This window comes from Paenibacillus graminis (assembly GCF_000758705.1).
Taxonomy (GTDB): Bacteria; Bacillota; Bacilli; order Paenibacillales; family Paenibacillaceae; genus Paenibacillus_AQ; species Paenibacillus_AQ graminis.
In genome coordinates, this window is sequence record NZ_CP009287.1 from 4,187,589 (window position 1) to 4,213,617 (window position 26,029).

Annotated in this window: 29 protein-coding genes; all 29 read right to left on the reverse strand. The window is 48.6% G+C overall.

From position 1 onward, the window contains the following. Positions 1–14 precede the first annotated feature (14 nt). The 29 genes from PGRAT_RS17660 to trmFO all read right to left on the reverse strand — a co-directional run bounded on the left by PGRAT_RS17660 (position 15) and on the right by trmFO (position 26,021). Positions 15–896 (reverse strand): MinD/ParA family protein, encoded by an 882-nt coding sequence (locus PGRAT_RS17660; protein WP_025707203.1) that lies wholly within the window; start codon positions 894–896, stop codon positions 15–17. After that, the gene (gene flhF / locus PGRAT_RS17665) at positions 893–2,311 is read right to left on the reverse strand and encodes a flagellar biosynthesis GTPase FlhF (protein WP_025707202.1); all 1,419 of its coding nucleotides are present in this window, start codon (positions 2,309–2,311) and stop codon (positions 893–895) included. The genes PGRAT_RS17660 and flhF overlap by 4 nt, the downstream gene beginning before the upstream one ends. After that, a complete protein-coding gene (gene flhA, locus PGRAT_RS17670; RefSeq protein WP_025707201.1) occupies positions 2,308–4,341 on the reverse strand; it encodes a flagellar biosynthesis protein FlhA in 2,034 nt (677 codons plus the stop codon). The genes flhF and flhA overlap by 4 nt, the downstream gene beginning before the upstream one ends. 18 nt (positions 4,342–4,359) lie before the next feature. Continuing rightward, positions 4,360–5,454 (reverse strand): flagellar biosynthesis protein FlhB, encoded by a 1,095-nt coding sequence (flhB, locus tag PGRAT_RS17675; protein WP_025707200.1) that lies wholly within the window; start codon positions 5,452–5,454, stop codon positions 4,360–4,362. 21 nt (positions 5,455–5,475) lie between these two features. Continuing rightward, positions 5,476–6,261: a flagellar biosynthetic protein FliR gene (fliR, locus tag PGRAT_RS17680; protein WP_025707199.1), complete on the reverse strand. Its 786-nt coding sequence runs from the start codon at positions 6,259–6,261 to the stop codon at positions 5,476–5,478. A gap of 10 nt (positions 6,262–6,271) precedes the next feature. Then, complete coding sequence (gene fliQ / locus PGRAT_RS17685) at positions 6,272–6,541, reverse strand: flagellar biosynthesis protein FliQ (protein ID WP_025707198.1); 270 nt, start codon at positions 6,539–6,541, stop codon at positions 6,272–6,274. 22 nt (positions 6,542–6,563) lie between these two features. Beyond that, positions 6,564–7,331: a flagellar type III secretion system pore protein FliP gene (gene fliP, locus PGRAT_RS17690; RefSeq protein WP_025707197.1), complete on the reverse strand. Its 768-nt coding sequence runs from the start codon at positions 7,329–7,331 to the stop codon at positions 6,564–6,566. After that, positions 7,328–7,855, reverse strand: coding sequence for a flagellar biosynthetic protein FliO (locus PGRAT_RS17695; RefSeq protein ID WP_025707196.1), 528 nt, complete (start codon positions 7,853–7,855; stop codon positions 7,328–7,330). The genes fliP and PGRAT_RS17695 overlap by 4 nt, the downstream gene beginning before the upstream one ends. A gap of 9 nt (positions 7,856–7,864) precedes the next feature. After that, a complete protein-coding gene (locus PGRAT_RS17700; protein WP_019910416.1) occupies positions 7,865–8,230 on the reverse strand; it encodes a response regulator in 366 nt (121 codons plus the stop codon). A 27-nt stretch (positions 8,231–8,257) separates the two neighbouring features. After that, complete coding sequence (fliY, locus tag PGRAT_RS17705) at positions 8,258–9,523, reverse strand: flagellar motor switch phosphatase FliY (RefSeq protein WP_042266961.1); 1,266 nt, start codon at positions 9,521–9,523, stop codon at positions 8,258–8,260. After that, positions 9,513–10,511, reverse strand: coding sequence for a flagellar motor switch protein FliM (fliM, locus tag PGRAT_RS17710; RefSeq protein WP_025706281.1), 999 nt, complete (start codon positions 10,509–10,511; stop codon positions 9,513–9,515). The genes fliY and fliM overlap by 11 nt, the downstream gene beginning before the upstream one ends. A 39-nt stretch (positions 10,512–10,550) precedes the next feature. Next, positions 10,551–11,018 carry a flagellar basal body-associated FliL family protein gene (locus PGRAT_RS17715; RefSeq protein ID WP_025706280.1) on the reverse strand — a complete coding sequence of 156 codons (468 nt, stop codon included), beginning with the start codon at positions 11,016–11,018 and terminating at the stop codon, positions 10,551–10,553. Continuing rightward, positions 11,015–11,239 carry a flagellar FlbD family protein gene (locus tag PGRAT_RS17720; RefSeq protein ID WP_025706279.1) on the reverse strand — a complete coding sequence of 75 codons (225 nt, stop codon included), beginning with the start codon at positions 11,237–11,239 and terminating at the stop codon, positions 11,015–11,017. Before PGRAT_RS17720 ends, PGRAT_RS17715 begins: the two co-directional genes overlap by 4 nt. Positions 11,240–11,360: 121 nt before the next feature. Then, positions 11,361–12,179: a flagellar basal body rod protein FlgG gene (gene flgG, locus PGRAT_RS17725; protein WP_025706278.1), complete on the reverse strand. Its 819-nt coding sequence runs from the start codon at positions 12,177–12,179 to the stop codon at positions 11,361–11,363. A gap of 121 nt (positions 12,180–12,300) precedes the next feature. Further along, on the reverse strand, positions 12,301–12,684 hold the full coding sequence (locus PGRAT_RS17730; RefSeq protein ID WP_025706277.1) for a TIGR02530 family flagellar biosynthesis protein: 384 nt from the start codon (positions 12,682–12,684) through the stop codon (positions 12,301–12,303). Further along, positions 12,681–13,175, reverse strand: coding sequence for a flagellar hook assembly protein FlgD (gene flgD, locus PGRAT_RS17735; protein WP_025706276.1), 495 nt, complete (start codon positions 13,173–13,175; stop codon positions 12,681–12,683). Before flgD ends, PGRAT_RS17730 begins: the two co-directional genes overlap by 4 nt. A gap of 25 nt (positions 13,176–13,200) precedes the next feature. After that, positions 13,201–14,688, reverse strand: coding sequence for a flagellar hook-length control protein FliK (locus tag PGRAT_RS31710; protein WP_081758862.1), 1,488 nt, complete (start codon positions 14,686–14,688; stop codon positions 13,201–13,203). A gap of 21 nt (positions 14,689–14,709) precedes the next feature. Next, positions 14,710–15,651, reverse strand: coding sequence for a MotE family protein (locus PGRAT_RS17745; RefSeq protein ID WP_025706274.1), 942 nt, complete (start codon positions 15,649–15,651; stop codon positions 14,710–14,712). An 18-nt stretch (positions 15,652–15,669) separates the two neighbouring features. Continuing rightward, positions 15,670–16,113 (reverse strand): flagellar export protein FliJ, encoded by a 444-nt coding sequence (fliJ, locus tag PGRAT_RS17750; RefSeq protein WP_025706273.1) that lies wholly within the window; start codon positions 16,111–16,113, stop codon positions 15,670–15,672. Between the two features lie 6 nt (positions 16,114–16,119). Next, positions 16,120–17,433, reverse strand: coding sequence for a flagellar protein export ATPase FliI (fliI, locus tag PGRAT_RS17755; protein ID WP_025706272.1), 1,314 nt, complete (start codon positions 17,431–17,433; stop codon positions 16,120–16,122). Beyond that, complete coding sequence (locus tag PGRAT_RS17760) at positions 17,426–18,277, reverse strand: FliH/SctL family protein (protein ID WP_025706271.1); 852 nt, start codon at positions 18,275–18,277, stop codon at positions 17,426–17,428. The genes fliI and PGRAT_RS17760 overlap by 8 nt, the downstream gene beginning before the upstream one ends. Then, positions 18,270–19,286 (reverse strand): flagellar motor switch protein FliG, encoded by a 1,017-nt coding sequence (gene fliG / locus PGRAT_RS17765; protein WP_025706270.1) that lies wholly within the window; start codon positions 19,284–19,286, stop codon positions 18,270–18,272. The genes PGRAT_RS17760 and fliG overlap by 8 nt, the downstream gene beginning before the upstream one ends. 4 nt (positions 19,287–19,290) lie before the next feature. Beyond that, positions 19,291–20,877, reverse strand: coding sequence for a flagellar basal-body MS-ring/collar protein FliF (fliF, locus tag PGRAT_RS17770; RefSeq protein ID WP_025706269.1), 1,587 nt, complete (start codon positions 20,875–20,877; stop codon positions 19,291–19,293). A 34-nt stretch (positions 20,878–20,911) separates the two neighbouring features. After that, the gene (gene fliE, locus PGRAT_RS17775) at positions 20,912–21,220 is read right to left on the reverse strand and encodes a flagellar hook-basal body complex protein FliE (RefSeq protein WP_025706268.1); all 309 of its coding nucleotides are present in this window, start codon (positions 21,218–21,220) and stop codon (positions 20,912–20,914) included. A gap of 28 nt (positions 21,221–21,248) precedes the next feature. Continuing rightward, the gene (flgC, locus tag PGRAT_RS17780) at positions 21,249–21,698 is read right to left on the reverse strand and encodes a flagellar basal body rod protein FlgC (protein ID WP_025706267.1); all 450 of its coding nucleotides are present in this window, start codon (positions 21,696–21,698) and stop codon (positions 21,249–21,251) included. A 6-nt stretch (positions 21,699–21,704) separates the two neighbouring features. Then, complete coding sequence (gene flgB, locus PGRAT_RS17785; protein WP_025706266.1) at positions 21,705–22,112, reverse strand: flagellar basal body rod protein FlgB; 408 nt, start codon at positions 22,110–22,112, stop codon at positions 21,705–21,707. 378 nt (positions 22,113–22,490) lie between these two features. Next, positions 22,491–23,891 carry an ATP-dependent protease ATPase subunit HslU gene (hslU, locus tag PGRAT_RS17790; protein ID WP_025706265.1) on the reverse strand — a complete coding sequence of 467 codons (1,401 nt, stop codon included), beginning with the start codon at positions 23,889–23,891 and terminating at the stop codon, positions 22,491–22,493. 33 nt (positions 23,892–23,924) lie between these two features. Continuing rightward, positions 23,925–24,467: an ATP-dependent protease subunit HslV gene (gene hslV, locus PGRAT_RS17795; protein ID WP_025706264.1), complete on the reverse strand. Its 543-nt coding sequence runs from the start codon at positions 24,465–24,467 to the stop codon at positions 23,925–23,927. Between the two features lie 195 nt (positions 24,468–24,662). Continuing rightward, entirely contained in the window at positions 24,663–26,021 is a 1,359-nt protein-coding gene (trmFO, locus tag PGRAT_RS17800; protein ID WP_025706263.1) for an FADH(2)-oxidizing methylenetetrahydrofolate--tRNA-(uracil(54)-C(5))-methyltransferase TrmFO, read from the reverse strand. Between the last annotated feature and the right edge of the window lie 8 nt (positions 26,022–26,029).

Here is a 26,029-nt window from a genome sequence, read left to right on the forward strand (position 1 = left end):
CAAATTCAGAACAATTATTCTTTTCGCTTCAACCACTTGCTGATAAATCCCTTGATGCCTTGAACTTTAGTGGTGTCTGCCGAATCAGCGGCCAAATAGCTAAGCGCAAGCCTATGCACATCTTTGGCTGCCGAACTGTTCGGAAAAGCCACCGAGAATGGAATCTGTCTCTTTACTGCCTGAACTACATGGGTATCGCTGCTGATATATCCAAGAAAAGAAATATCCAATTGTAAAAACCGGCTTGCCGCCATGCGGATTTTATCACTGGTGGCGCGCGCCTCTTTCTCATCCCCTGCCTGATTGACAATCAGCCGGAAGGAAACCTTCGGGTGGGAGTTATTTACTACCTTTATCAGTGCGTAAGCATCCGTTATCGCAGTGGGTTCAGGTGTAGTGACCACCAGGCAGTCATCCGCCGAAGTAATGAATTTCATAGTTTCTTTGGAAAGTCCTGCTCCTGTATCGAAGAGAATAAAATCCATCGTGTCCGCAATTCCGGCGATCTGGTCCGTGAAGTAGCTCAAATCCGCCTCAGACAGCGAAAAAAGCTCGTCCATACCTGAACCGCCTGCGATAAAAGGAAGCCCGTTGGGTCCTTTATGAATGATCTCTCCGATACCCGCTTCCCTTTTCAGTAAATGATAAAGATTATACTTAGTCGATACACCCATAAGCACATCTATATTCGCCATACCGATATCAGCATCGAACAAGAGCACTCTTTTGCCCATCGCTTTGAGTGTGAGTGCAAAGTTCAAGGTGAAATTCGATTTGCCGACACCCCCCTTCCCACTGCAAACAGTGATAATCCGGGCTGATGCCTCCCCTCCGGATACACGTTTGGGTTCCTGGCTGGACACAAGCCTCCTCAGGGATTGCGCCTGATCCATCACAGCCCCCCTGTTCCCAAAATCATCCCGCTAAGCTGATCTTTGGTAGCAGCCAGCAAATCATCGGGAACATTCTGACCATTGGTTATATAAGAGAGCTTGAGCGGGAAATCATTCAGAACATTGAAGAGCGGACCATAGCTTCCTGTCTCGTCAAGTTTAGTGAAGATGACTTTATCCAGCTGATAGCGGTCAAAATGTTCGGCAATCTTTTTCATATCCCGGCTTTTGGAGGTCAGGCTGAGCACCAGAAAGGTCTCACTCTTAAGCTCTTTGGCCAAAAGACTCTGCAGCTCCGCTACCAGCATCTCGTTACGGTAATTCCGGCCTGCCGTATCCATTAGCACAAGATCACAGCTCTCGAGCCGGAACAAGGCTCTTTGCAAATCACCAGGAGACTGTACAACCTCCAGAGGCATATTGAGTATAGCCGCATAAGTGCGAAGCTGCTCTACTGCCGAAATCCGGTAGGTGTCCGAGGTAATCAGGCCCACCTTGCGCCCTTGCCTGAACAACTGCTCAGCGGCAAGTTTGGCTATCGTAGTGGTCTTGCCAACACCTGTAGGTCCTGCGATATAAACAATCCGCGTATCCGGTGCAATCCCGTTAGCAATGCGCCCTGATAAAAAATCCTCAACCTGAGCGGTCATCCTAATATTGAACTGATCCGGGGCCCAGATTCGGCCTTCCTCATTCCACTGGTCAAAAATATTGCTGACCCACTCATCGACCAGAACAACATCCGTCTCCTGCTCTATCAGACGGTCTCTTAATTGTTCCAGCTGCTCTGGAAGCTCTACAGTGCCGGATGAATAACGGGCAATCCGCTCCATCCACTGCTTCATGTCGCGAATCTCCCGCAGCACATCACTTTCCAGTCCGGCTGCGGATGCTGCAGTTAATTTCTTTTCCCGGGCCTCATCTATGGAAGCCATGCTTGAAAGGTTAATACCTGGAGCTGATGAATGCTGCATTGGAGCTTCCTCAGCTTCAAAGTAGCCGGCATCTTCTTCCTCATGGACCGCAGGCAGTACCGCTACACTCCCCTTGTTCTCTAAGCTATCAGACAACGCTGCAGCAATCTCGGCAAAAGCCTGCTTTGCCGCTGCCTCATTTCCCGAGGAGGCCGCCCTAGCCGCTGGTTCATTTGCGCCAGCGGCTGCAGCCTTCTGGTATGCTTGGGGAACTGCGCTGCGCGGAATGTTCAATGGAGCAGCCGGCGGCTTTGCAGAAGCTCCAGGCTTCTGGGCATCCTCAACTGCCGCAACAACTTCAATTTTCTTCTTCTTAAACATCCCCATGAAACCGCCGACTCTGACCTCCTTGGTGCTTAAAATGACGGCATCGCTTCCCAGCTCGCTGCGGATGGAATGCATGGCGTCAGGCATCGTGTCGACCACATAACGCTTCACTCTCATAGATTCACCACCCCAACGCTTTGGATTTCAATATTTGGCTCCAGCTCACTGTAGGACAACACCGGGATGTCCTGCATGGTCCGTTCGATCACCTGACGCAGATACATCCGTATTGTCGGGGAGGTCAACACAATTGGCTGCTGCCCCGATTGAAGCAACCGGTTAATTTGCTCCGTAAGCCGCTGGTAAACGGTCTGTGTCGAGACTGGGTCCAGCGCAAGATAGCTGCCCTGCTCCGTCTGCTGCACACTTTCGGAGATTTTCTTTTCCAGATTCGGTCCCACTGTGATAACCTTTAGCGTCTCTCCAGTCTGGGAGAACTGTTGTGTAATCTGTCTGGAGAGGGACTGCCGGACATATTCTGTCAGAACATCCGGGTCTTTGGTATAGGTTCCATAGTCCGCCAATGTTTCAAAAATAGTCACCAGGTCACGAATCGAGATTTTCTCACGCAGCAGCTTGCCGAGTACCTTTTGAACATCCCCAATGGCCAGTACTGAAGGCACAAGCTCGTCCACCAGCACAGGATAATTTTCGCGAAGATTGTCGACAAGTTGCTTGGTTTCCTGTCGTCCCAGCAGCTCATGGCCATAACGTTTGATAAGCTCGGTCAAATGTGTAGCCACTACGGAAGGAGGATCAACCACGGTATAGCCCGACAATTCGGCCCGTTCCTTTACGGACTCGTCAATCCATAGTGCCGGCAGACCAAAGGATGGTTCTACCGTCTCAATTCCATGAATCGACTCATCCTCATACCCGGGACTCATAGCCAGATAGTGATTAAGTAATAATTCACCGCCGCCAACGTTATTTCCTTTAATTTTGATCACATATTCATTCGGTTTTAGTTGAATATTGTCGCGAATGCGAATAACAGGGACGACAAGACCCATCTCCAAAGCACATTGACGCCTGATCATGATAATACGATCAAGCAAATCGCCGCCCTGACCTGTGTCAGCGAGGGGAATAAGCCCATATCCAAACTCGAATTCAATGGAATCAACAGTGAGCAGGTTGATTACACTTTCCGGACTGCGTACTTCCTCGATCTGTTTTTCTTCAACCAGCTGTTCTTCAGCTATTTGCTTGCGGTTAGCCTTTTGGCTCATAGTATAAGCTGCATAGCCTAATAGCCCCGCTAGAGGCAAGGTAGACATCACTGTAATCGGGGTAAAGAAACCGAGGAATGCAATAGTTACGGCCACGATATACAGAAGCTTTGGATAAGAAAGGAGTTGTCCTGTCAAATCCTCCGCCAGGTTGCCATCTGATGCTGCGCGGGTAACAATAAGTCCGGCTGCGGTTGAAATGAGCAGCGCTGGTATTTGGCTGACCAGACCATCCCCGATTGTCAATACGGAATATGTCGAAAGAGCAGCCTGGAAAGACAATCCGTGAACGGACATACCGATAATGAAACCGCCAATCAGATTGATCAGCAGAATGATAATACTTGCGATGGCGTCACCTTTGACAAATTTACTGGCACCGTCCATAGACCCGAAAAAGTCGGCTTCGCGTTCAATCTTGCGTCGACGTTCGCCGGCCTGCTGTTCATTAATCATGCCGGCGTTCAAATCAGCATCGATACTCATCTGTTTGCCGGGCATCGCATCCAGTGTAAACCGGGCGCCTACCTCGGCTACACGTTCCGAACCTTTAGTAATAACAATGAACTGCACGACGACAAGGATCAGGAAGACAATGAATCCAATAGCGATTTGTCCCCGGGCAATCCAGCTTCCGAACGTGGCTACAACCTCACCCGCATGACCATCCGACAAAATCAACTTGGTGGTTGAAATATTCAGTGCCAGACGAAACAAGGTTGTGATTAACAGCAATGAAGGGAATATCGAGAACTGCAGCGGGTCTTTAGTATTCATTGCAACTAATATAATAGTTAAGGCTATCGAAATATTGATAATTAGCAGTACATCCAGAAGCCAAGCCGGGATGGGCAGAATCATCATAAGCACAATACCGATAACACCCAGTAGAACTGTTAGATCTCTTGCTTTCAATGTCCTCAACCTCCCGACTTATCTCCTCTTACCATTAAGCTTGTACACATAAGCGAGCACTTCAGCTACTGCCTGAAAAAGATCGGCAGGAACGACATCGCCGATTTCTGTCCTGTGAAATAACGCTCGTGCGAGCGGTTTGTTCTCCATAGTTATAACACCATGCTCCTTAGCCAGTTCACGGATACGGAGTGCCACAAAGTCCTGGCCTTTGGCTATAATTTGCGGAGCCTCCATTTGGGATCCGTCATATTTCAAGGCAACTGCAAAGTGGGTCGGGTTAGTGATGATCACATCCGCATTCGGAACCTCCTGCATCATCCGCTGCATAGCCATTCTTCGCTGCCGTTCCCTGATCTTGCCTTTAATGATCGGATCGCCTTCCATTTTTTTATATTCATCTTTGATATCCTGTTTGGACATTTTCAAGCTCTTCTCATGTTCGTACTTTTGATAAATGTAATCAAAAACAGCCATTATCAAGAGTGCCGCCCCGATTTTGATGCCCAGGTTCATAGTCATCTTTGCTGCAAACCGGTAAGCCCCTTCCGCACTGACATGGGCTAAGGAAGCGAAGTTTTCCTTTTCACCCCAAAGGGTACTGTAGACCAGATAGCCGATTATCAGAAGCTTGAAGATGGATTTTAGGAACTCCACAAAAGAACGCATGGAGAAAATATTCTTGAAGCCTTTGATCGGATTGATCTTGCTGAATTTTGGAGTCAGCCCTTCCGTGACCATCATAAAACCGACTTCAGCCAAATTCACTACAAGAGCCATCACAAACGTAATGATGAACAGCGGAGCCAGGAGAATTAATATCTGTATACCGTAATGGTTAAACAACTCGGAAACATTCTCAGGAGTCACCTGCATCATCATGCGGTTTTGAAAGACATCCGTATACAGTTTAACAACCCGTTCTTTTATGAAATCCCCAAACATCATTAAGGTCAGAAGAGCCGATAACAACACAACCGCACCGGATAGTTCAGCACTTTTTGCAACTTGGCCCTTTTTACGTGCCTCCTGCCGCTTCTTCGGGGTTGCTTTCTCTGTTTTGTCTCCCCCGAAATGCTGAAGATTGAGTGCATAACGTTTCGTTTTCGGCATAACTCTCTCTCCTTAAGTCACCTAAGGACTCTTCCCCATAAGGCCCAGCAAATTGTGCATGGACTCAAACATGATGTCGAATAGATTCTGGAACAGCACGGCCAGACTCGGCATTAACAATAGAAGCAGCACAAGTCCTACAATGATTTTGAGAGGAACCCCGATGACGAACACGTTATACTGCGGAGCTGTTCTTGCCAGAAAGGCCAGACCAATATCCGTAAGAAAAAGTGCAGTAACCAGGGGGGCCGACATTTGAAAAGCCAGTATAAAGGACTGTGCAAACGTGCGGACCAGAAATTCTGACAGGCTTCCGTCTATCATTTTGATCAATAGATCATTATCTATCGGAACCCATTTATAGCTGTACACGATAGCATCCAGTAAATAATGGTGTCCGTTCATGCTCAGGAACAACAAAGTGGCAATCAAATATTTGAAGTTCCCGATGACAGGAGCTGAGGTTCCGGTCATTGGATCAATGACGTTCGCAATCCCGAAGCCGATTTGGATATCAATGAAGGAACCGGCTGTCTGAATGGCCATAAACATCAGATAGGCGATGAAACCAAGCAGTAAGCCTATTAACGCCTCACGGGCAATCAGCAGAATATAAGTCAGATCCTGCGGAACGGCAATCCCCGTCCCTCCTGAGCTGAAGACGACCAATGCTACAAAAAAGGAGAGTCCTATCTTGAACGTCGCCGGGATGCTTCTCGTAGAAAAAACAGGAACAACAACAAAAAAAGCGGAAATTCGACAAAAAATCAACAGAAAGACGGGAAAATTTTGAAGCCATGTCTCCATATTCATACTTTTAACCGATGTACATATTGAGGTTGCCCAGAATTTGCCCGGTAAAGTCTACCAGCTTGGTGATGATCCATGGTCCAAACAACAGTAGTGCAAGCAGCACCGCCACGATTTTTGGAATAAACGCCAGGGTTTGCTCCTGGATCTGGGTTGTAGCCTGGAATATGCTGACAATTAGTCCTACCACCAGACCAAGAATCAGCATGGGAGCGCTGGTTTCGAGCACTAAATATACGGCTTGACCGGCTAGGCCGATAATAAATTCCGTATTCATCCCTTATGCCTCCTCTTGAATCTCAGGTGTTAAAACTCAAAAGCAGTGATTTAACGACTAAATACCACCCGTCTACCAGTACAAAGAGCATTATCTTGAACGGCAATGATATCATCACCGGAGGCAGCATCATCATCCCCATAGCCATCAGGGTGCTCGCTACCACAATATCAATAATCAGAAAGGGTATAAAAATCATAAAGCCCATGGTAAAAGCTTTTTTCATCTCTCCGATTGCAAAAGCTGGGACCATCACCGTCAATGGAATATCGCTATACGTTGCAGGCTTGACCGAAGCTTTGTTGCCGGTGTAGTTCATAAAGAGCAGCAAATCCTTGGTGTTGGTCTGCTTGAACATAAATTCCTTCATGGGATCGGCCGCCTTGTTCAGCGCCTCGGTCTGGGTAATTGTCCCTTTCATATACGGTTGAAGCGCTGTCTCATTCACTTTTGCCAGTGTCGGAGACATGATAAACAGTGTCAGGAACAGGGCCAGCCCTACAAGCACCTGGTTAGGAGGCATAGATTGTGTTCCGAGCGAGGTTCTCACAAAGCCCAGAACGATGACAATCCGGGTGAAACTGGTCATTAACACAAGAAAGGCCGGAGCCACACTCAGAACCGTTACAAGCAGCAGAATAGAGATGGAACTGGTGCCGCTGCCTGAACCATCACCGCTGCCCCCAACCTGAATATCAATATTAGGGATAGGATCAGCATGTACAGGGTGCATCAGCAAGGCGCTGAATACCACAAGCAGCAGAAGTGAAAAAATCAGTTTATTTTTCATAAATCCCTCGACTCATCCTTAAGCACATCATCCCGGAGCAGCTCTTCCATTTTCTCCTTACGCTCTGGTGCGAGCGCAAGCTTGGATTGCAAAGTCTCATAGAAAGAGGATGTTTCATTAAGTTCGATTTCCTGCGATGGCACTTCTCCGCGGAATTTGGCTCTGATCTTGGCAAGAAACGGCGCAAGAAAGTTACTCTGTCCTGCAGATTGATCCTCAAATGCCGAAATGATCAGTGCTACCTCAGCCGGATCGGTGATTTTATCCATCATGGAGATATTCTCACCGACCCCGATCAGATAGAGGCTGCCTCCGATTTCAATAATCTGTATAGACTTGTTCGGCCCGAGGCCCAATGCACCAAGCGTACGGATGGAACGCCCGCTCATCAAGGTCTGATTGCGGCGTCCCAGAAAACGGATAAGCAGCACTATGAGCACAACAATTACCGCAAGGACAAAAATAACGTTTAACAAATTCAGCAGATTGTTACCTGTTCCCAGCGGTTCTACACTGACTGGCATAAGTTCTGGTTACACGCCCAGTGTCTTGTTGATTGCTTCAATAACACGGTCTGCCTGGAAAGGCTTCACAATAAAATCCTTGGCACCCGCTTGGATTGCATCAATGACCATAGCCTGCTGACCCATGGCAGAACACATGATGACTTTGGCGTTGGCATCTACTTTTTTAATTTCTTTTAGGGCGGCAATACCGTCCATTTCAGGCATGGTGATATCCATCGTGATCAAATCCGGACGCAGCTCCTTGAATTTCTCAATAGCCTGTGAACCGTCCTGGGCTTCACCCACAACCTCAAACCCGTTTTTCGACAAAATGTCACGGATCATCATTCTCATAAATGCTGCATCGTCCACGATTAGAATTCGGTTAGCCATTTTTACAAAATCCTCCCTAAGTATGCTTTATTGTAGTTTTTGAATTCGGTCCCACTGGCTGACGATATCCGTAACGCGAACTCCGAAGTTTTCGTCGATAACCACGACTTCCCCTTTGGCAATAAGCTTGTTGTTAACCAGAATGTCTACAGGCTCACCGGCCAGCTTGTCCAGCTCGATGATGGAGCCTTGCGACATTTCCAGAATATCTTTGATCTGCTTCTGGGTCCTTCCTAATTCTACGGTTACTCTCAGTGGTATGTCCATTAATAAATTCAAATTATTTTCGTCAATATTTCCAAAGGCGCCTGAGCTTAAATTGGCAAACTGTACCGGCTGCACATTTACATTGCGGTTCGGTGCGGGCTGCTGCGGCGGAGCCTGCTGGTAAGGCACACCTTGAGGCGGCATTCCATACGGCGGCATCCCATAAGCCGGCATTCCTGCGGGAGGATAATAATATCCGCCCTCGGGCATACCCGGGTATGGCGGCGGAACCGCTCCAGGCTGTGCTGGAGGTGTTGGTTGCACCGGAGGCGCTGCAGTTGGTTCTGGTGCTGCTGCTGCCTTAGGCGGAGCCTCTGCCGCAGCTGCGGCCGTCTCTTCTTCTGACTGAACATCGCCCAGAAGCATAGACACCATATCTTTGGCAAATTGTACCGGGAGCAGCTGCATAATTGTCGAATCAATCAGATCCCCGATCTTGAGCCGGAATGAAATCTGGATCAGTGTTTCATCATCCGGAAGACTGCCAACCCCTTCTCCGCTGGACATGTTCAGAATATCGATACCCGGAGGCGAGATATTCACGAAGCGGTTGAAAATGGTCGACATGGATGTGGCTGATGAGCCCATCATTTGGTTCATCGCTTCCTGAACTGCACTGATATGGATTTCGTTCAATTCTTCGTCCTTAGGTTCGCCTTCACCGCCGAGCATCAGATCCGCGATGACCTGGGCATCCCTGATTTTGATAACCAGTGAGTTAATGCCCTGAAAACCATCCACATATTGAACATGTACTGCAACATGGGGTTTTGGAAAAGCTTCTTCGAACTCACCACGGGTGATGATGGATACCTTAGGAGTAGTGATGTCTACCTTTTTACCCAGCAAAGTGGACAGCGCAGTGGCTGCACTCCCGAATGTGATATTCCCGATCTCCCCCAAAGCATCTTGCTCAAAAGGGGTCAGGTAATCATCCACTGTCTTCGAGGGAGCAACTGGGCCTTCTGCTGACTGCCTGAGAAGGGCATCTATTTCCTCTTGGGATAAATAATCTTTACTCGTCAAAATCTTCAACTCCTTCGCTGACTATCTCGTCTATTTGCACAGCCACACGCTCTTTAATCATGCCGGGACTTCCGATGAATTTTAGCTTGTCCCCCACCTTAATGGAAAGTCCAGAATCCACAGTCTTGTTAAGAGAAATAACGTCACCGACATTGAGTCCGAGAAATTCAGCAATGGATAGACTCGATTCACCTAATTCTGCCACAATCGGCAGCTGAGCTCTGTGAACTCTTGCCCGGATTGCCTCAAGCTCAACCTCATCCCGCACCTTCTTTTCAGAAACAAACCACTGGTGCACAGACAACCTGGACATGATTGGCTCCAGAACAACGTGAGGTATGCATAAGTTAATCATCCCTGTCGTATCGCCGATTTTGGTGCTTAAGGAAATAAGTGCAATCGTTTCGTTGGGCGATACAATCTGCATGAACTGAGGATTGGTCTCCAATGCCTCCATGCGGGGACTGATATCAAGCACTGTCTTCCAGGCTTCCTGCAGACTCTCAAAACATCTGCTGAAAATCCTCTCCATTATTGTTGTTTCAATTTCAGTCAATGCATTAATCTTGGAAGGCGCCGTCCCGAAGCCGCCGAGCAGTCTGTCCAGCATCGCAAAAGCAATATTCGGATGCACTTCCATCACCATGCGGCCTTCGAGCGGTTCAGCTTCAAAAATATTCAAGATCGTCATTTTCGGAATGGAGCGGATAAACTCATCATAAGGGAGCTGCTCTACTTGAACGACATTGATCTGCACGAAGGTTCGTAATTGTGCCGAAAAGTACGTCGTCAGATAGCGGGCAAAGTTATCATGGATCCGCGTGAGGCTTCGGATATGATCCTTTGAGAAGCGTACAGCCCGTTTGAAATCATATGAGCGAATTTTCTTTTGGGTTTCTTCTTTTTTGAGTTCGTCGGCATCCATTTCACCGGATGATAGTGCGGCAAGCAGAGCATCAATTTCGTTTTGTGATAGTACATCAACCAATTCAATCACCCCCCCATCAAAGAATTAATCCTCCAGTAGCTAAATGGAAGCCAAAACAAAATCAGTGAATTCGATCTGGGTTATCGTGCCCTCGGTCAAATTCTTGTTGATTATATTCATCAGCTTGCTGCTGAATTGATCTTTGCCTTTAGCCCCGTTCAGTTCCTCAGGCTTGGCATCAGCAATTGCCTTGATAATAAGCGGCGCAATTTTAATTGCCTTTATCTTTTCGAATTCTTCCTTAGACTTCGCTGAATCCAGTTGGAACGCGATGTTTACTTTAAGGATATAATCGGGATCGGCAGTATTAGTTTTGATATCAGTGATTTCCGCCGTTAATGCGACAATCTCATCAGCGCTGAGTTTTTTGGTCTCCACGTTCTGAACTGCCGTATTCACGTCATTCGTATCACTGGGAAAGATCTTATCCATTAGTAAAAATGCAGCTACTACGATAAGAGTTATTGCTAATAAAATTGTGATGAGCCACGGCAGCATCTTTTTCATGAAAGCTCCTCCATTGACTGGACTTTAATGGTGGCAGCATATGTGCCAATGTCCCTGTTATAATCACGGATCTTACGGATGACTTCATCGGCCTTTTCCAGCACAATCAGCCTTTTGCCAGTTACGAGCGTAATGTACGTATCCGGACTTTCTTCTACCATTTCTACCAGCAAAGCATTTAAAAACATGGATGTACCATTCAATCTGGTTACCGAAATCATAACAGGCCTCCTAACAAAAAATAGGGGGAGGAGTTCCTCCCCCACGACTTCGCAATAACCTTTACGCCAGTAGACGAAACGTTACCATTATACAGCAAGTTTATGATTATCGCCCCAAAAATTAACGCTTGAGGTTGACGACTTCCTGCAGCACTTCATCAGAGGTCGTGATAATGCGGGAGTTGGCCTGGAACCCGCGCTGGGAAACAATCATTTCTGTAAACTCACTGGTCAGATCCACGTTGGACATTTCCAGCTGGCCGGCAACTATGGCTCCAGTTCCTTCTTCAGTATTGTTGGCTGTCGTTGGAGTTAGCGCTCCATCAGCGTTGGCATTCAGCGTCATCCGGTAAAGATTGCCGCCGATTTTTTCCAAGCCTTGCGGGTTACTTACCTTAGCTACCCCGATTTTGTTATCCGAATTAATGGTTCCGTCTGCTAACGTTTGTAAAACTGTGCCGTCACTGGAGATGGAGAATGCAGTTGTATCCTCACCCAATTGAATAGGATCACCGTCGGAATTAAGCACATGCAAACCATCAGAGGTCAGCAGGTTGCGTGCGGAGTCCACATGAAAGTCACCGGCGCGGGTAAGGAATGGTGTCGCCTGCTCTTCATCGAGCTTCACCAGGAAAAATCCATCCCCATCAATACGCAGGTCAGTCGGATTATTGGTGGTCATGGCGCTGCCGGCCAAATGCATGGTGTCAATGGAGCCAATGCTGACTCCAAGCCCAATCTGCTTGGCGTTCACGCCGCCCTGGCCGCCATCCACAGGAGCAGTAACCCCGGATACCGTCTGGCTCATAATATCCTTAAACATGACGCGTCCTGACTTGAAGCCGATGGTATTCACGTTCGCAATGTTGTTGCCGATTACGTCCAGTTTTGTCTGGAAACCGCGCATTCCGGATACCCCTGAGTACATAGATCTTAACATTATTTGTCTTCCTCCCGGATGATGGAGTTCTTAGACTCCGAATTTGTCTGAAATGAAATTGAGCTATGGCCGCTTCAATCGGTCGGCAGCCATTCCGGCTCTCCAGTTAGGACCGGCCGGGTTAAGAAATAATCACTGCACTGTCAATTTGTGTGAACACATTATCCTTCATGGAGTTGCCATCCATAGCAGTCACTACAGTGCGGTTAGCCACACTGACGATCAAAGCCATGTCCTTCATTAATATAAGTGATTCCTTGCTGCCTTTGGCTGCTGCTTTGTCCACTGCGGACGAGATTTGATCCAGCTGCCGGCTTCCAAGCTCGATTCCTCTTTGTTCCAGTCGTTTGGCCGCATGATGGCTGAACTTCAGCATATTCTTTTGCAGCACGCTCTCAAATGAAACTTCTGAATTCACAAGATTCTTGGAGCCTGCCGGCCGCTGAAGAGTTGACGGGTGTACGCTGGCAGGATACAGCTGGCCTATCGTAAGCCTGTCACTCATGATCCCGTCCCGCCCTCCGCAGAACCTGTACTGGAATTCGCATTCTCTACGGGTGCAGCTGAATTCTGGATTTGCGTGACGTCCGTTAGCGCTATTTTTTCTTTGCCCACAACAGCGTACTGCACGCCACTGCTGACAACGATAGAATCGACATTCCCCGATTTTGACTCTTTAGTCGTTGCATCCATCCAGGTAATATTTTTGCCAATCAGTCCCGATACCGCTCCAAGCGACTGATTCATCGCTGTCATTTGTGTTGAAATATTCATTAGTTGTTCTACCGAGGAGAACTGGGCCATCTGGGCGATAAATTCCTTGTCCTCCATAGGCTGCATTGGGTCCTGATTCTGCAGCTGGGTAATGAGGATCTTCAGGAACTGGTCCTTGCCGAGTGTTGAGTTTCCGGTAGTTTTTTTGGTGCTGTCCGGCGCAGAGTAATTCCACTGGTCCGGTGTTGAGATGGGAGTGGAGACTGGAGTACTTGATGCCATTTTTGTTCACCTCGCTTGTTGTTTGTTATACCTTGGCTGAGAAACTTCCACCTTGCGGACGGCTATCCTGCTGCGTGCCCGCAACCCATTCTTTCCATTCACCGTTCAGCTCAGCGGCAAGTACCGCATCACTGATTTCCTCCGTGCGTTCTTTGGAACGTCTTTCCTGCTGCTGATTGCCTGAACCGGTTCCACGCCCCTGATGGCTTCCATTATACTGGGACTGCAGCGGTGTATTGTTTTGGGTAACCTCCAATTTTTCAACCTGAAGGCCCTGTTGCTGTAATGCTGATCTGAGCTGGCTCATCTGCTGTTCCAGCATATCTTTGGCTCCGGCATGCTCAGTTAAGAACTGGGCAACCAAATGGCCGTTTTGCATTGTGATTTTAACATCCACTTGTCCAAGATTCTCAGGGAACAATGTAATTGTCGCCTCAGCCACTCCGCCTTTTTTGACAATCTCCAGTTTACCTGTAATAAACGAGGTCATCTCACTTGCGAACTGATGTACAGGAACCGGTGGTGTCTCTGCCTTAAGCGGTGCGGTAATTCCGCCTCTTAATGACAGCTGCCCGGCAGTTACGATTTCATGGTCCTCTTCAGCCGGTTTTGCTCCAGGCAAAACTTCTGTTTCCGCTCCGTTCTTGGAAACGTCTGCTGTAAGAGCAACCTTAGCCAGCGGTGCAGCAACCGTATCTTCCGCAGTCTCTGCCGTTACTGTTGCAGCTGGAACCGCTGCGGTATTCTCAGTTGTCGCTGCAGCAGTTGGCTTGGAGCGGAGGTCTGACAAGACTGGTGTTTTTGCTTTTACCTCCACATTGGATTCCGTTTCGGACACTGGTTTCAAAACTACTGGTGTGGTATCAGTACTGACAGCCGGTTTTGCCTTAGCTTTGTTGTCAGGAACTAACGTATCCGCCAGAATTGCCGTAAAATGATTCAATAGGGTTATTCCCGCTGATGCTGTTTGTTCCTTCCCCTCTGCGGTTGCTTGCTGAACCAGGCCTACCAGACTGTTAAGCTCGTCCTGTACGGCAAAACGCAGCGTCTCCGGATTCTGGGCAAGTGGGGACAGCGTATCAGCAGGTGTACTTCCCGCAGTGGAGGTTCCCTCAGCAGGAGCGCTTCCCGATAATAGAGCAGATACCTGGAGCAGCCATCCTTGAAGGGCAGCCATCAGTGCAGGATCACTGCTAATGTCTTCATCCAGCTTCTCGAGATCTTCCGTAAGTCCCTGCAGCAGCTCGGCGCTTTTGGCTGTATCATCGGTGCCTGTTTCTTCACCAGCTGCTTGTACGGCGTTCATTAGACCTTGCAGCAGTGAAGCCAAATTCCCCAGCACCGCCGGTGCTGCTGTTTCTGTGGTCTGTACTGCACCCAGGGTCTGAACAAGAGTCTGGGCAAAAGGTGCGGCTGATGCTGTTCCAGCGGCTGTACCCGCGCCTGCAGTTGTAGAAGTCCCTGCGGCAGCGGCTTTATTCCCGCCACTCATTGATGGAACGACTAAACTCATTTTTTCACCTCCTCTCCAGTGTTATTTCCCGCCCATCAGCCGGTTTACAACCTTGGCTGTCTGAGCACTGTCATTCTTGGTCATCTCCCCCAGAATTGAAGAGCGGACAGTGTCACTAACCGTATTAAGAATCGTGATCACTTTGTCCGGGCTGATCTTGTACATCGAGCCCAGCAGTGTTGCCGCATCAGCAGCAGGCATGCTGGTAAATGTCTGGTTCAGCTTCTCTTTATCCAGGTTATTTGTGGCTGTGGCTTTTGTAGAAGCTCCCGCATCCTGCTTCAGTCTGGATTGAAGGGCTGCAATAGCCATATCGGTTGAATTTGTAGTTTCTTTTAGCTTAATGGAGACATCCGCAGCTTTTTTGGGATCCATTTTTTCTAAAATAGCTGTTTTGCTGGCATTATTCATCACACTGAAAATCTGCACCATTTCATCGGTGGTCAAATTCTCCAGGATTGGCGCAGCTTTGGAGGCCTTCATCCCCGCATACAGCTTGGCCAGATCTTTCACCTGCTTCACATAGGGGTCGTCCGTATCTCCTGTACCTGCTTCTGCAGCTGCAGCTTCTTCCTTTATACTGTCAATCTGCTTCTGCAGCGCTTCAGCTTTTGTTGCCTGAGCCGCAGTATCTTCGTTCGCCTTCTTAAGCTGCTCGCTTTGTGCCGCAAGCTGAGACTTAAGCTCCTTGATCGTCTTATCAGAGCTTGCTGCCTGCTCTTTAGCCTGCTCTTTCGGATCGGGTGCTTCATCAGCAGATTGCGGCGGGTCAGGTACCCACTTCTCCACCACAGGAATCTTGTTCGCAATTGCCAGAACGTTGTTGCGGATATCCATATTAAACAGAGTTAACAATACCCCAAGCAGGACAAGTGTAAAAATGATCGGTATCATCAAAAACAAAAACCGTTCAAATTTACTTGCTGACCCTTCAGTTTCAAATTCCATTTCATTGTTAGCCACTAGCGGAAACCTCCTGGGTTAGAGGGATTTCATCGCGAAGCGGACGGTAGCCATCTCATCCAGTTCGTTTTGTTCCCGTAAAATCATACTTTGCTGAAAAGCGGTCTGGGCCTTGTCTTTAGCCTTCAGCCACACCTTTTCATCCAGCACTTTCGTGCTGAGATGATCCTGCTTATGCTGAACTTCAATATGCGCACGGCTGATATCCGAGTGTTTACGCGCAATGCAGTGGTCCAGATAATCGACATAATCCTGCATCTCGCGCAGCTTAGACATCGGTGTTTTTTGTTCAGCCGCATGCTGCAGTGCCAGCATCAGCTCGCGGCGTTGCTCCAACAAGTCTTGAAGTTTTCTTTCCTGGGCTTGAAGTTCTCCGAGGGCGCTTGAGAGCATCCACTCTGCCTGCGTTTTTTCATTTGCTTTCAAGTCCACAACTTTTTGAAAAGTATAATGAAATCTCATGATCAATCAACTCCTTGAGAACTGGGAAATTAAAGACTCTTGGACTTCGGCCAGCGTGACCTTTTCGTTTACCTTTTGCTTGGTAAAATTCCATATGCTATCAATATAATGTATGGATTCATCGATCTGGGCATTTGAGCCTCTTTGGTAGGCACCAATGTTGATTAAATCTTCCGAATCCTTGTATACAGCCATGAGCCGCTTCACGTTCTCAGCCGCAGCAATCTGTTCCTCGGGAGCTATATCTTTCATGACGCGGCTGATGCTGGAGAGAACATCAATGGCTGGAAAATGTCCCTTATTGGCAATATTCCGGTTCAGCACAATATGCCCATCCAGGATTCCGCGCACTGCGTCAGCAATCGGCTCATTCATATCGTCACCGTCCACGAGCACTGTGTAAAAAGCGGTAATGGATCCGGCTGGTCCCGTCCCTGCCCTCTCCAGCAGTTTTGGAAGGCTGGCGAACACAGAAGGAGTATACCCTCTCATTGCCGGCGGTTCCCCCACTGCAAGTCCCACCTCACGCTGCGCCATTGCATAGCGGGTTACTGAATCCATCATCAGCATGACATTCAAGCCCCGGTCGCGAAAGTATTCGGCGATCGTTGTGGCAATGAGCGCGCCTTTAATGCGGATAAGCGCCGGCTGGTCAGAGGTAGCGACAACAACGACGGACCGTTGCAGCCCTTCCGGACCGAGATCGCGTTCAATGAAGTCCAGCACCTCTCTGCCCCGTTCACCAATCAAAGCAATCACATTCACATCTGCAGAAGTATTGCGGGCGATCATGCCCATCAATGTGCTCTTACCGACTCCTGATCCCGCAAAGATACCCACACGCTGGCCTTTGCCTATGGTGAGTAATCCGTCGATGGCTCTGACTCCAATGCTAATCGGCTCATGCACCCTGGGGCGGTTCAGCGGATTGGATGGAATGTTGAACGTTGAACTGTGCGGCATGCGCGCCGGAATGAGCGAGCCGTCAAGCGGCTGTCCCAACCCGTCAAGAACTTTGCCGAGCAGCTCCGAGCCCACCTGTACACTTAGAGGTTTGCCTGTCCCCACAACATCACAGCCCGGTCCTATGGCTTGCAGCTCACCTAACGGCATCAGCAGTACCTTATTGTCGCGAAATCCTACAACTTCAGCCTGCAGCGGCTTGTTGCCTTTGGCCGGATAGATATAACATACATCACCGATACTCGCATCCGGACCTTCCGACTCTACCATCAGCCCGATCACCTGAGTAACTTTGCCATTGATTCTGACCGGGTCAAAATTACGCAGCTGCTCCTTATACCGTCCGCTGTCAAGCATCGTCTTCCCCATTTCTGTTCTCATCGGTATCCAGTGCTATCCGGATCAGCTCTTTTTTGATTTCGGCAAGCTGTGTATCTATGCGTGCATCAATACTCCCAAAAGAAGATCGGATGACACAGCCGTGATCCCTTACAGTTGAGTCAGGCAGAATTTGCAGCTCCGCCTGAGAATCTACTGCCAGTGCCAGTTCTTCCCTGGCTGCATTGACAAAGGAGAACTGTGCCGGGGACACACATAGCGAAATCAGTCCCTGCTCGCGTTTGCGGGCAAGATTCTTGCGAATCAGATCCATAGCAAATTGCGGCTCCACGGTCAGCTGCTTGTCCACAATTTTCTCGGCAATACCACAGCTAAGCTCTACCAGAAAAGGCTCAGCCTCTTGAATAATAACTTCTTTGGCCCGATAGGCCTCCTGGAGAACCTGTCTTGCTTCCTCCATCATCTCGGCCATTTTCTGCGACATTTCCAGTTCAGCCTGGGCCTGTCCTTCCTGGTATCCCTGTTGATAGGCTTCCGATTTGACGGCCTCGACAAGATGCTCATCCTGTTCCCTGCGCTGCCGCCACCACTCTTCAGCCTCTGTCCGTGCCGATTCTACAATATTCTCAGCTTCCTGTGCCGCGTCTCGGACCTGTCCTTCGGCAAACTCCTGTGCATCCTTCAGCATTTGCTTGCGGGCCTGTTCCGCCTCTTCCCTGGCAGAATCCTGAATGTGCACCTCGCCTGCCGCTTGATCCGAAGCAGTCGACTCCTCGGTCAGGCCTGCATGCTGCCTGGCTTGTTCCAGCCGTTTCAGAACATCAACCGGAACATACTGTGAATGTTTGATCAGCCTAGACAATGATGTCATCTCCTCCGCCACGGGCGATGATAATTTCACCTGATTCTTCGAGTCTGCGGATCGTTCCTACGATGCGTGTCTGAGCTTCCTCGACATCACGCAGCCGTACCGGACCCATATATTCCATTTCTTCGCGGAAGGTTTCGGCCATCCGCTTCGACATGTTGCGGAAAATAACGTCCCGCACTTCCTCGCTGGCCACCTTGAGCGCCAGCTGCAAATCGGCATTTTCGATATCGCGGATAATCCGCTGGATCGAACGGTTGTCCACGTTGACGATATCTTCGAAGACGAACATCCGTTTTTTGATTTCTTCCGCAAGTTCCGGGTCCTGAATTTCCAGGGAATCGAGAATCGTGCGCTCTGTACCACGGTCAACACCGTTCAGAATCTGCACAATCGACTCGATGCCGCCGGCATTCGTGTAATCCTGAGTTACTGTAGCAGAAAGCTTCTGCTCCAGCACCCGTTCAATTTGAGTAACTACCTCTGGTGAGGTGCTGTCCATAATTGCAATTCTTCTGGCTACTTCAGCCTGTTTCTCCTGTGGAAGCGAGGATAGGATGGATGCCGCCTGTTCAAATTGCAGATAAGACAAGACCAGAGCTATGGTCTGTACATTTTCATTCTGGATAAAGTTCAAAATCTGATTAGGATCTGCTTTACGGGCAAAATCGAATGGCCGTACCTGCAGAGTTGCCGTCAAGCGGTTGATGACCTCCATCGCCTTGCTTGAACCGAGCGCTTTCTCCAGAATTTCTTTGGCGTAATTGATACCGCCTTGTGAGATATATTCCTGTGCGAGGCAAATTTGGTGAAATTCAGCCATAATGGACTCTTTTTCCGCACTGTCTACTTTACGGACATTGGCGATTTCCAGAGTCAGCTGTTCAATTTCCTCGTCCCTTAGATGTTTGAATATTTGCGCCGATACCTCGGGCCCTAGTGTGATTAGCAGGATAGCCGCCTTTTGACGGCCGCTAAGCACCTGCTGAGTGGCCTTTGCCATTAGTTCACCTCTGTTCATCTGCTAGCCATGTACGCAGCAGATTTACGAATTCATCCGGCTTCTTCTTGGCCAGACTTTCCAGTTGCTTGCGAACCTGACTTTCGTTCGTCATGCTATCCATATTAATGGACGGGAACTCTGTAGGAACCTGAAGCGGAATATCTTCTTCCACCTCTTCTTCCTGCTTCTTGCGGCTGCGGTAGATCATGTATCCAACGCCTGCCCCAACCAGCAAGGCAGCTGCAGCAATTGCCCAGATCATCCACGTTGCAAGCCCGCCTGAGGCCGCATTTGCATCCGTACTTCCAAATTGTTGGGAGTATACCGAAACTTTTTTGGCTAAGTCCGCGTCTGTATAAGTGACACCTGAATCGGCCAGAGAAGCGCGTACGATATTCACCAAAATGTTCTGAATTGCTGCTGATGTAGTGTCATCTAAAGAATTTTGTCCGGTAGGTGGTTCAACAGCAACGTTTATGGTTAAATCTTTAACAGAGTAAGGACTTGCAATAATATCTTTAGTGATATGGTTCACTTCAAAGTTTCTTGTCTCCGAAGACTCCTCAGATGAAGAAGTTCCCGAGCCCGTATCCGATGGATAACCCGCAACATCTTGCGAGCCTGTACCTGCAACTCCTCCGGTAGTGTTTCCCTGACCTGAATAGGTATTGCTGATAATCTGCGAGCTGATCTCAATCCCTTTCATATTTTCCGCATCTACCGGTGTGACCAGTTTCTCCTGGCGATTCTCTTTGTCAAAATTCAACTGTGAGAAGACCAGAACGTCAACTTTATCCGGACCTGTGAGCGTACTAAGGAATTGTTTCACATTCTTTTTAACTTCCTCCTCAAATTTCTTTTTGAGGGCAAAGTTTTCTTCAACCTGGCTGGAAACTCCTGCTTGACCGCCCTTGGCTGTCGGCATTAACTCGACTTCATTATTGGCAATCGTAATGTTGTCGAGCGGAAGATTCGGAACTGCGGTCTTTACTAGGTTGAAATAACCATCAATATTGTCTTGTGTAGGTCTAAAGCCAGGATCGAAGCTAAGCACAACCGAAGCTGAAGCCCGTTCCTGATCTTCCTGTGAGGCAAATACGGTTTCCTTAGGCAGATTGATCAGGACCTTGGCATCCTTGATCCCCTGCATCCGTCTCATAAGCTGCTCTACTTCACCATTCAATGCATTGTTATACTTAACATTGAATTCGCTGTCTGTAGTACCAATCATCGACGAGGACTCGTCGAAGACTTTATAACCGATGGAACCGCCTTGTACAATCCCTTGCGAGCCAATATCCACTTTGACGCGGGCCGCATCCGTACTTGGCACGGAGATGCTTTTTCCATCCGGACTCAAGTGGTAAGAAACTCCAGCAGAGTCCAAGTACTTCATTACACCGGCTGAATCGGTACTGTCCAAATCCTGAAATGCCACTTCGTATTCCGTTTTCGATAATTGCATCGTCAAAACCACGATTATGATTATGATGATAAACAAGGTAGAGAAAAATAGTATTTTCTGTTTACCGCTGAATCTGTTCCAATACTGGGTCACCTTCTCCCGGTACTGGGCAAATCTTTCATTCACAGTGTCACCCCATCCGAAACTAAGCTAGGATTATTTAGATTTGAGTTCTCATAATTTCCTGATAGGCTTCAATTACTTTGTTCCGGACTTGTGTAGTCAACTGCAAACTCAGCAATGCCTGTTGGGAAGAAATCATAGCTTCATCAATATTGACCTCACCCAGGACGAACTTGTTACTCATATCTTTTGCCTGCTGTTCTTGATTTGCCACCTGCTCCAAAGCATTCTGTAAATAAGCGCTAAAGTTCTGTCCCGAACCTTCTGCGGGCAATGACTCAGCGGCTGATGTTTTCATGGAGAGCGGCTTAATAGCCTGCGCACCAATGCTTAAATTCTGTATCAACAGATTCCCTCCCGGTTTGCACTAGATTTTACCGCCCGATTTCGAGCGCTTTGGTTACCATACCCTTTGATGCATTAAGCATCGTGACATTGGCGTCATAAGATCGGGACGAAGACAGCATGTCCACCATTTCTTTGGTTATGTCCACATTCGGCATATATACATAACCATCAGCATCCGCATCCGGATGGCTTGGGTTGTATACAGGTTTCAGAGGAGAAGAATCTTCGATGATCGACTGCACCTTCACACCCTGACTGCCGCCGCTGTTCATCTTGGAATTCAGGATGTTGGAAAAGCTGTCGTTCTGGGCTGTTCCCAGTACAACCAGTTTCCGCTTGTAAGGTACTGCCTTGCCATCAACCACTGAAGCTCTTGTAGTCTCTGCATTGGCAATATTGGAGGAAATCACATCCATTCTCAGCCGCTGGGCGGTTAATGCTGAAGCACTGATCCCAAAACTGCTGCCAAAATTCATTTTTTGCTACCTCCCTTCAACTACAGTTCGCATCATTCTAATCTGGCTGTTCAATTGCTCTACATATGAATTGTACCGGAGCTGATTCTCTGCGCTTAACGCCTGCTCCCGGTCCATATCCACATTATTGTCGTTATTGTTCATAGAAGTTGTTTCATCGGTACTGACTGTTGCTGTTGGTACAATAGTACCTGTACCGAACTGGAAGTGCCGGGAATCTGTCACCTTCGCATTTAGTGTGGACTTAAGACCGTTCTCCTGCTGCTGTAAATAACTCTCAAAGTTAACATCAGAGCGTTTGAAATTCGGAGTGTCGGCGTTGGCTACGTTATTTGCCAGCACACTTTGTCGTTTGGTGGCGGCATCAAGGCCTCCCTGTAATCTTTGAAAACTCACGCTGTTCAATAAACCCAATGGAAATCCCCCTTCCAAAGCTTTTGTTCTGAAATGAATTCCACAAACCTCTTAAGAATTCCTGCTTGATTCGACAAAAAAGGATAAAATTCTTCCTAACTTACCGAATTAAGGTCGAAAGATGTCGATGGACGAAATAAATGTCAATCTCACATACATTGATTCTCTTAGAATTTGTATATTATTACAATAAGAAATAAGCCCTATCTTTTCTGAAAAGAGAGGGCTTAAAGCATGTTTTTTCAATTATTTGACATTTTGGTCCCAAATTCTTCTGAAAAATAACATTTTATAACACGAAATCCCCCGGAATGGGGGATTTTTTGTATAGGACTAATTCCAAATGCCTAAATTTTAATTATTCAGAAACTTGTCGCATCAGAGAATATATTGACTTAAATCGCGATCCTGTGCGATTCCTGCCAATTTTTCACGCACATACTCCGGAGTGATGACCATCGTATCTAAAGTCAGCTCTGGTGCTTCGAAAGATAGGTCTTCTAGCAGTTTCTCTAGAATAGTATGCAGTCTACGCGCACCGATGTTCTCCATATTTTGGTTCACTGAGGCTGCTATCCGTGCAATTTCGTATATCGCTTCTTTTTGGAATTGAACTTCAATATTTTCGGTTTGCAGCAAATTGACATATTGCTTCGTTAGTGCGTTTTCCGGCTCCGTCAGAATAGACACGAAATCCTCGAGGGTGAGGCTGCTCAGTTCTACGCGGATCGGAAAGCGGCCTTGGAGCTCAGGGATCAGATCGGATGGCTTTGCCACATGAAATGCCCCAGCGGCCATAAACAGCACGTAGTCCGTCTTTACAGGGCCGTATTTGGTCATTACCGTAGAACCTTCGACAATTGGCAGAATATCACGCTGTACCCCTTCCCGGGATACATCCGGTCCGGAGCCCTTGCCTTGACTGGCTACCTTGTCGATCTCATCGATAAAAATAATCCCAGACTGCTCAGCACGTGCCACCGACTCCTGAATGACATCATCCATATCGATCAGCTTCGCCGCTTCATCCTGAATCAGCACTTTCCGGGCTTCTCTGATCGGAAGCTTGCGTTTCTTGGTCCGTTTGGGCAGCAGGCTGCCAAACATCTCCTGCATATTCATCCCCATCTGATCATTGCCTTGCCCTGCGAACATATCCAGCATAGTAGGCGCAGTGTCTTCTACGTCAACCTCGATGATGTCATCCTCCAGCTGGCCAGCCAGCAGCTTGAACTTGACTCCGCGGCGTCGTTCGCTGAGGCTTCCATCTTCGGCATCTTCCTTGGTATCCTCAGCAGCATTGTTGTTTCCGCCGAAAATCATTTCAAAAGGATTCCGCTGCGACTTATTTTTCGATCCTCCAGGAACCAAAATAGAGACGATACGTTCATTTGCCAGTTCCTCTGCACGATCTTTAACCCTTTCGGTCCGTTCCAGCTTCACCATACGAATGGAGGTTTCAACCAGATCGCGGACCATGGACTCCACATCCCGGCCCACATAGCCAACCTCAGTAAACTTGGTCGCCTCCACCTTAATGAACGGAGCATTCACCAGCTTGGCCAGACGGCGGGCAATCTCGGTTTTGCCGACACCGGTCGGTCCGATCATCAGAATGTTCTTCGGAACAACCTCATCCCGCAGCTCCTCAGACAGCAGACTGCGGCGGTACCGGTTGCGGAGTGCGACAGCGACCGATTTCTTGGCCTGCTTCTGTCCTACAATATACTTGTCGAGCTCTGCTACGATTTGCCGGGGTGTAAGCGATTGATTGACCATTGTGACTTCCTCCCTTTTTCTTGGGCACCGTGCCTATAGTTGTTCAACAATAATATTGGAATTGGTGTATACGCATATTTCGGAGGCAATCTGCAGCGCTTCTTTGGCAATCTCCGGTGCGCTCAGATTAGGCGCATGGCGCTTCAGCGCCCGTCCCGAGGCAAGCGCAAAATTACCGCCGGAACCGATGGCAAGCACATCATCATCCGGCTCAATAATTTCCCCGTTGCCGGATATCAGCAGCATGCCCTCTTTATCCATCACAATCATCAAGGCTTCCAGCTTGCGCAGGATGCGGTCCTGGCGCCAATCCTTGGCCAGCTCAACTGCTGCTCGCTGCAAGTTGCCATGATGCTCTTCCAGCTTGCCCTCAAACTTTTCGAACAACGTAATCGCGTCAGCTACCGAGCCCGCAAAACCGGCGATAACCTGTCCCCTATACAGCCGGCGGACTTTTCTTGCTGTCGTCTTCATGATGACACTCTCACCGAATGTCACCTGCCCATCCCCGGCTATTGCCGCTTGGCCATTATGTCTCACCGCACAAATCGTAGTCGCATGAAAACTAGGTAACATAATTTACGCAACCTCCTAAAAGTTTGTAGCGCAACTCCTTGTAATATCTTCTTACAAAACCCTACCCGAAAGCAAATTCTTAAGTTTTGCGAGCGCTGCTACCTTGAAATATCTACGTACTAAGCTCCGTTTGGAAGCCTATTTCCAGTTTCTGTGAGGGTTGCACACCATTATGGCGGTTTGCACTAGACCCGCTTATCCTGTCGTCTGTCCAGCATCCTCCGGTTCTTTATACGCAAGGCCGGTGCGCGCAGCAAAACCGGCGAGACTGTCCAGAGCACGGTGGGCGAGCAGCTCATTTTTTTCTTTTTTACTGCGGATTCTTTGCTCCGGCTTCGGCAGCAGGCCAAAATTGGCATTCATCGGCTGGAAATGTTCCGGGTCAGCAGATGTGATGTAAGCAGGCATGCTGCCCAGCACCGTATCCTGCGGAAAGATAAGCCCCTCTTCTCCTAGTGCTGCTCTCGCGGCGTTCATGCCCGCAATCAGTCCGGATGCTGCGGACTCGACGTAACCTTCAACCCCGGTCATCTGACCGGCAAAAAACAGTCTTTCCCGGCCCTTCATTTGGTAGGTGGGATGCAGAAGCTTCGGAGAATTAATAAATGTATTGCGGTGCATTACCCCATAGCGGACATACTCGGCATTCTCCAGTCCTGGAATCAGTGAAAATACCCGTTTCTGTTCGCCCCATTTCAGATGTGTCTGAAAGCCTACCAGATTATACAGCGTTCCCGCGGCATTATCCTGCCGCAACTGCACAACCGCGTAGGGCAGCTTGCCGGTATGAGGATTCATCAGCCCCACGGGTTTCATCGGTCCGAACAAAGCGGTCTGCTTGCCCCGCTTCATCATAATTTCAATGGGCATGCAGCCCTCAAAGTAAATCTCTTTCTCAAAATCTTTGAGTGCAGCCGTCTCGGCCGAGATCAGCGCGTCATAAAAACGGTCAAACTCCTCTTCTGTCATCGGACAGTTCAGGTAGGCGGCTTCGCCCTTATCATACCGGGAGGCCAGATATACTTTGTTCATGTCAATGCTGTCCTTCTCCACGATGGGAGCGGCAGCATCGTAGAAGTAAAAGTACTCCTCACCAAGCAGCCCCTTGATCTCAGCGGATAACGAGGGGGATGTCAGCGGACCGGTGGCAATGACAACGATCCCTTCCTCCGGTATATGCGTGAGTTCTTCATTTATGACTTCCACCAGCGGATGATTATGCAGGGTAGAGGTAATTTCACCGGAGAACCCGTCACGGTCTACGGCAAGCGCACCACCTGCGGGAACCGCATGGCGGTCAGCTGCACCGAGCACCAGTGAATTCAAACGCCGCATCTCTTCCTTTAGCACACCTACCGCATTGCCCAGACCGTTGGCGCGCAGCGAATTGCTGCACACCAGCTCGGCAAATTGATCGGTATGGTGCGCCGGTGTCTTCACGACCGGTCTCATTTCATAGAGTCTGACCGGGACTCCGCGCGAAGCAATCTGCCAGGCCGCTTCACTGCCTGCGAGCCCGGCCCCAATTACTGTAACCTTAGCTGTATCAGTCAATTTCCTTT